This window comes from Boseongicola sp. (genome assembly GCF_057460485.1).
Genome location: NZ_JBVCWP010000260.1, coordinates 1 through 5,399, shown reverse-complemented (window position 1 = coordinate 5,399; position 5,399 = coordinate 1). Strand labels below are relative to the sequence as shown.

The following is a 5,399-nucleotide window of genomic DNA, read 5'->3' as shown; positions in this document are numbered from 1 at the left end:
CACCATTGCATAGTTTTCCACGATCAATACTTCAGGCAGGATAAACAATTGCATCAGCACGAGGATGAAGACCAGATTTTTGCCGGGAAATTCCAGCTTGGCAAACGCGAAACCGGCCAGCGTGGTAAAGAAGAACTGACCGATCAGCACGATTGTCACTAACAGAAACGTGTTTAGGAAATATCGCAGCCAAGGCGCACCCGCCCAGGCGGTTCGGAAGTTATCAAGCGTCCATGCGCTGGCCACATTGAAGTTCACCGCATCCGAGGAGGAGTGAAAAGCCGCCCAAAAGGCAAACAGCAATGGTGAGATCCAGATCAATGCCAGCAGGAGTGCACCTGCAACTTCTATATAGTGAGATAGCCGGTTCATTGGTAATGGGTCCTGCGGTCAAGGTAAAGGAACTGGATTGCAGCGACTATGCATAGGACGGCCAGCACGAGTATTGTCATTGCAGCTGCGTGGGTTGCATCAAAGAAGGCAAATGCCATTTCCCAAATATAGTAAAGGATAAGTTTGGAGGCGTCAGAAGGCCCGCCCTTAGTTAGGATAAACAAGTGGTCAATCAACTTGACGGAATTGATCATCGCATTGACCATGATGAACAGGGTTGTCGGCATCAGCAACGGAAACACGATACGTCGCGTATAGGTCCAGCGGCTCGTGCCTTCGATATCAGCGGCCTCTTTGAGGTCCTCGGGGATCGTCTGCAATGCGGCGAGATAGAATATCATGAAGAACCCCGCCTCTTTCCATATTGTAACGATAATGATTGCCCAAAGCGCGGTCTCGGGTTGTCCCAGCCAGTTCACCGATGGCAGGCCGAACAGCGCACCGATCTGATCCAATACACCAAGGCCCGGCGTGTAAAAAAAGAGCCACAAGTTAGCGGCCGCGATCATCGGCAAGACCGTTGGCGTGAAATAGGACGTGCGCACAAAGCCGCGCAAAGGAATCTTGGAATTGGCCCAAAGCGCCATCGAGAGTGCGATGGCGATAGAGACCGGGATCGTTATGGCCGCATAGAAAAGGTTGTTCTTGACCACAAGCCAGAAGGTTGGATCGGCAAAAAGATCGGCATAGTTTTCGGAACCGACAAATTCACTCGGATTGCGTCGCGTACCACGTGAAAACAAACTGGACCAGAAAGTCGAGGCCGAAGGGTAAAAGGCAAAAATCGAGAGCATAACCGCTGCGGGTGACAGAAAAAGCCAGCCATAGATCGCTTGTCTGCGTCGTTCCAGGTTAACGTGTTTGCTCATGATTGTGCGCCTTGTTTGGGGCACCGGCCCAATTAAAGAATTGCAGCCGGTGCCGTTTAGGTAATTAGCGATAGTCTTTCAGGAGACGTTCTGCCGCTGCTTGCGCTTCGCTCAGTGCCTCATCCGGGCTCTTGGCCCCGGTCAACGCCGACTGGATGGCGTTGTTCAGCCCGTCACGCACGCGCGCCGTCTCAAATGTCGAGAATTCGGCAACTGCGTTTTCAAGCTGATTGCGGGCAACCAAAGCAGGAGGGAACTCTTGAGTGTATGCTTTGAGTGCCTCGGTTTCATAGGCTGCAGGGGATACGCCCATATAGCCTGTGGCAATCGACCAGGCGGCCGCCTGCTCCGGCGACGTCATGAACTGGATCAGCTTCACCGCAGCCGCTTGCTCTTCTGGCGTGGTATCCTTGAAGATGTAGAAGTTTCCACCGCCAGTGGGCGACCCTTTGCGCACATTTGCCGGCAACTCCGCGACACCAAAATCAAAGCTGGCGCTATTCTTAACGGCAGTCAGATTCCCCGTTGAATGCCACATCATAGCCGTTTGTCCTTCGAGAAAGGCCTGGCGCAATGTGCCCCATTCGACCGTTCCGGTAGGCATAATGCCATGTTCCACAGACAAGGACTGCCAGAACTCCAACGTATCCACGACAGTTTCGTCGTCGAAAAATGTGGTCAATCCATCGTTGGACATCACTTCTTTGCCATTCTGGATGGCCAGCGCCTGAAACATCCAATACGGATAACCTGTCGATGGAATCATCAGCCCGTAGGTGCCATCCTTTGTCAGCGCCTTCCCTACGGTAATAAGTTCATCCCAAGTGGTGGGCGGCGCTTCCGGATCAAGTCCCGCAGCGCGGAACATGTCCTTGTTGTAGTAGGCGACGATTGTCGAGCGCTGGAATGGAATGCCCCAGGTTTTTCCCTCGATCTGGCCATTCGCCATCAGCGCCGGGTAAAAGCTGTTGAGCCATTCTTTGTCGCTCACCACGTCATCGAAAGGCAAAATCAGATCCTGTTCAATCAAGTCATAGGCATCGATCGAAAACATAACTGCAAGCTGCGCAGGCTCGCCCGAATTAAGCGCCGACAAAGCGCGCACGCGAGTATCGTCGTAGTTGCCGGAATAGACCGCGTTGACCTTGATGTCAGGGTTTTCAGCCTCAAAGCTAGCGACGATTCCGTCAACCACCTCGGTCAAGGCACCCCCCACGGCTATAGGATAATACATAGTCAGTTCGGTTTCGGCGGCGGCCGGTAACGCAATGCTGGCCGCAAGTGCCGCCGACAAGCTGAGTTTTCTTATATGTTTCAATTATTTATCCTCCCTTGGATGTTTGAATGTATGGACAGATTAGCGTCCTGAGATACGTTCGCCTGCTTCGTTAAATATATGCAGATCTTGGTCGTTGAATGTTACATCAATGCGCTGTCCCGCCGGAACAAGCGCAAGGCCTGGCCGCAACACCGTCAATCCGACAGCGCCCGTGTGTTCCAGTCCTATCAATGTCTCTGAACCGAGGAATTCGGCTTCGCTCACACGGCAAACAAGTCGTCCCTCGCCTTCTGGGACAATCGAAACATTTTCCGCGCGCAGCCCGACCGTAAATCCGGGCTCCAAGCCATCCACAATATTGGAGTCAATCAACGCCATTGGCGGCGCACCGACGAATTCCGCGACAAAGGTATTCGCCGGCCGGTTATAGAGGTCGTCCGGGGAGCCGACTTGCTGAATCCGGCCGTCTTTCATCAAGACAACTTTGTCGGCCATGCTCATCGCCTCTGTCTGGTCGTGGGTAACGTAAACCACTGTAATACCAAGGTCACGTTGCAGTTTCTTTATGTCTTTGCGAACAGAGTTGCGCAGTTTTGCGTCAAGGTTTGACAACGGCTCATCCATCAGACACAGGCGCTGTCCTGCAACAATGGCGCGGGCGAGAGCCACTCGTTGGCGTTGTCCACCGGACAACTCGCCCGGCTTGCGGTCCTCGTAACCTTCCAGCCCGGTAATCTTCAAAGCCCTTGCCATCTTGTCGGCGCGCTCGGCCCGTGGAACACGGCGAACCTTCAGTCCAAAAATGACGTTTTCAGCCACCGAGAGATGTGGGAATAGAGCATAGGACTGAAACACCATCGACAGGTTGCGGTCCGACGCGGCGCTGGTCGTGACGTCGCGACCATCGATCCAAATTTTGCCTTCATCCGGCAGCTCGAGACCCGCCAAAAGGCGAAGGGATGTGGATTTGCCGCATCCCGACGGCCCCAAAAGAGCGACAAACGAACCCTCTTCAATTTCCAGCGATATATCTTCAACACCTAGTTGCCCGTTCCAGCGTTTGGCGACATCCTTTATTACGACAAATGGTTCAGCGGTCATTGTTCTTCTCTTTCTGCCAGCAACAGCCGGTCACCCAAATCGTTGAGGAGCGTATCAAATCTTGCATCGGGGCGCCGATCGAGGATCACGTGATCCATATCGTTGATATTCTCGCCCACTGCCGGAGCCATGCGCCCGAACTTCGAACTGTCAAGGACCAGCATGGACACCTTCGAATTGTCGCGGATGCATTCGCGTGCACGGACTTCAGCCGAATGAAACTCCAGCAGACTACCGTCCTCATCCACGCCGGCGACACCAAAAATTCCAAAATCTGCGCGGTAACGTCCAAAAAATTCCAGAACCTCCTCGCCCAGTATGTCCCGGTCGGGAAGCCGCACTTCACCACCAGGCAGAATGATGCGATTGGACAGCTCATCACTGAGCACCATCGCGGCGCTGAGGTTGTTGGTGATAACAGTCAAGCCCCTTCGACGGCGCAGCTCCCGCGCGACGCTAAGCGGCGTCGACCCAATTGATATAAAAATTGTCGCCCCGTCGGGGATCAACTCAGCAGCAGCTACGCCGATATTGCGCTTGCCGATCAGATTGGCTTCCGCGCGCTGGTCAAATGGTGTGTTTAGCTGCCGCTCGTTCAATTCAATGCGTCCGTGGCGACGGCGCAAGGAGTCACCCTCACATAATTTATCGAAATCTCGTCGGATCGTCTGCTTGGACACATCCAGCACTTCCGCCAAAGCACCCACAGAAACCGCCCCACGTTCCAAGACAATTTCTCTGATTTTATTGCGCCTTATCTGCTTCTTTTTTGACATGGACATCTCTCGATTCGCAGTAATAGCGTAAGTCAGCCAAACAAACAAAACAACAAAATTATGCGCATTTTAGAGGCATATCGACTATACCTCTGACTTAAACTGCGTATTTTTCAAAATTTTTGTTGTTTTGTCTTTATTTTATGTAACTTTTGTGATTTAGCAGTGATGCAGAGGTTCCCGCCAAAACGGGTCCCGTGAAACTCCATTCTGATCCACAGGTGCTTTCAAGCCATGCTAACGACCCCTGAGATTTTTGAGCGATACCAGCAGGTAAAACCCCGGTTGCCCAAAGCTGTAACGCAGTCAGGATTCCAGGACATCTCATCCCTGATCGACATTGCTGATGAAGCCTCTGCATTTGTATTTGACGCTTTTGGAGTACTCAACGTAGGAGAGACGCTAATCGAAGGCGCAGACCAGCGGTTGGACGAATTGCGCGCGATGCAATGCGAAATTCGAATACTGACCAATGCATCAAGCTATGATCGCGCTGGTGCGGTTGCGAAGTTTCAGCGACTTGGGCTATCGATTAAGGATGAAGAGATAATCACAAGCCGCGATGCAGCGCTCGCCGCGCTGACCCCTGATCACTGGGGCGTAGTCGCCGCGCCAGAAGATAGTTTGGCAGATATCGGGTCAACTTGCCAACGTTTGGGAGACAGAGCAAAGGACTATGATCAGGTCGATGGTTTTCTGTTTTTGTCAACTTCCGGCTGGACACCGGCGCGCCAAGAATTGCTATTGGCTTCGCTCTTAAACAACCAAAGGCCGGTGATGATTGCCAATGCCGACCTTGCCGCACCGCGGGATAATGGGTTTTCTTTGGAGCCCGGTTACTTTGGTCATCTATTGATTGATCGCGGGATCAGTGACGTTCGGTTCTTTGGGAAGCCATTCCCGGAAGTTTATGAATTGGTTGAGCAATCCCTTGCGAATACACCTCCGGAACGGATTATTATGTGTGGCGATACATTGCAT

General features: G+C 52.6%; 6 protein-coding genes. 1 reads left to right on the top strand and 5 read right to left on the bottom strand.

Going from position 1 to position 5,399, the window contains the following annotated elements; all coding sequences use genetic code 11:
* The 5 genes from AC221Y_RS19740 to AC221Y_RS19720 all read right to left on the bottom strand — a co-directional run.
* A partial coding sequence (locus AC221Y_RS19740; RefSeq protein ID WP_486708131.1) for an ABC transporter permease family protein occupies nucleotides 1-372 on the bottom strand: 372 nt, incomplete at its 3' end.
* The gene (locus tag AC221Y_RS19735; protein WP_486708130.1) at nucleotides 369-1,262 is read right to left on the bottom strand and encodes a carbohydrate ABC transporter permease; all 894 of its coding nucleotides are present in this window, start codon (nucleotides 1,260-1,262) and stop codon (nucleotides 369-371) included. The genes AC221Y_RS19740 and AC221Y_RS19735, both read right to left, overlap by 4 nt.
* A 64-nt stretch (nucleotides 1,263-1,326) precedes the next feature.
* Nucleotides 1,327-2,580, bottom strand: a complete 1,254-nt coding sequence (locus tag AC221Y_RS19730) for an ABC transporter substrate-binding protein (RefSeq protein ID WP_486708129.1) — start codon at nucleotides 2,578-2,580, stop codon at nucleotides 1,327-1,329.
* A gap of 39 nt (nucleotides 2,581-2,619) precedes the next feature.
* Nucleotides 2,620-3,642, bottom strand: a complete 1,023-nt coding sequence (locus tag AC221Y_RS19725) for an ABC transporter ATP-binding protein (RefSeq protein WP_486708128.1) — start codon at nucleotides 3,640-3,642, stop codon at nucleotides 2,620-2,622.
* Nucleotides 3,639-4,418: a DeoR/GlpR family DNA-binding transcription regulator gene (locus AC221Y_RS19720; RefSeq protein WP_486708132.1), complete on the bottom strand. Its 780-nt coding sequence runs from the start codon at nucleotides 4,416-4,418 to the stop codon at nucleotides 3,639-3,641. Before AC221Y_RS19720 ends, AC221Y_RS19725 begins: the two co-directional genes overlap by 4 nt.
* Before the next feature lie 234 nt (nucleotides 4,419-4,652).
* On the opposite strand from AC221Y_RS19720, the gene AC221Y_RS19715 reads away from it, so the two are divergent.
* A partial coding sequence (locus AC221Y_RS19715; protein ID WP_486708127.1) for an HAD-IIA family hydrolase occupies nucleotides 4,653-5,399 on the top strand: 747 nt, incomplete at its 3' end.

Coding starts and splice junctions, on each gene's coding strand:
- AC221Y_RS19735 (WP_486708130.1), bottom strand. CDS start 1,262: ATGAGCAAACACGTTAACCTGGAACGACGCAGACAAGCGATCTATGGC.
- AC221Y_RS19725 (WP_486708128.1), bottom strand. CDS start 3,642: ATGACCGCTGAACCATTTGTCGTAATAAAGGATGTCGCCAAACGCTGG.
- AC221Y_RS19720 (WP_486708132.1), bottom strand. CDS start 4,418: ATGTCAAAAAAGAAGCAGATAAGGCGCAATAAAATCAGAGAAATTGTC.